Origin of the sequence: Methylobacterium ajmalii (genome assembly GCF_016613415.1) — a bacterium.
Lineage (GTDB): Bacteria > Pseudomonadota > Alphaproteobacteria > Rhizobiales > Beijerinckiaceae > Methylobacterium > Methylobacterium ajmalii.
Window position 1 is genome coordinate 31,211 of sequence record NZ_JACWCT010000032.1, and the last position, 765, is coordinate 31,975.

Below are 765 nucleotides of genomic sequence, written 5' to 3' on the forward strand. Positions count from 1 at the left end.
CGAGCTGCTGGATCGCCTGGTTGATCTGCGCCGACCCCACATCCTGCTCACGGCACGCCGCCGTGATCTCCTCGACCAGGCCCGCCGTCCGCTTGATGTCCGGCACCAGACGCCCCAACATCTCGCCCGCGTCCCGCGCCACCCGCACGCTGTCGGCCGACAGCGTCCCGATCTCGGCCGCCGCCGTCTGGCTGCGCTCGGCAAGCTTCCTCACCTCGCTCGCCACCACCGCAAAGCCCCGGCCATGCTCGCCGGCCCGCGCCGCCTCGACGGCGGCGTTGAGCGCCAGAAGGTCGGTCTGGCGGGCGATCTCCTGCACGATGGTGATCTTCTGGGCGATCGTCTGCATCGCCTCGACGGCACGCCCCACCGCCGCGCCGCTGGCCTCGGCATCACGGGCGGATTGCCGGGCGATGGTCTCGGTCTGGCTGGCGTTCTCGGCGTTCTGGCGCACGTTGGCGGCCATTTCCTCCATTGAGGCCGAGGCCTCCTCGGTGGACGAGGCCTGCTCGGTCGAGCCCTGGGACAGCTGCTCGGCGGAGGCCGACAGCTCCTGGCTGCCCGCCGAGACGTTGCCGGCGGCCGACAGCGCCTCGGCGACGATGCTGCGCAGGCGCGACAGCATGGTCTCGAGGGCCAGCCCCATCGCGTCCTTGTCGGAGACGGGCTTGGCCTCGACGGTGAGGTCGCCGGCGGCGATCGACTCGGCGACTGCGGCGGTGGCCCGCAGGTTCGCGATCATCCGGCCGAGCGCCAGGCCCATCG

General features: G+C 72.3%; 1 protein-coding gene. It reads right to left on the reverse strand.

The annotated features are described in order from the left end of the window. A partial coding sequence (locus tag HPY23_RS06055) for a methyl-accepting chemotaxis protein (RefSeq protein ID WP_236017634.1) occupies positions 1-765 on the reverse strand: 765 nt, incomplete at both ends.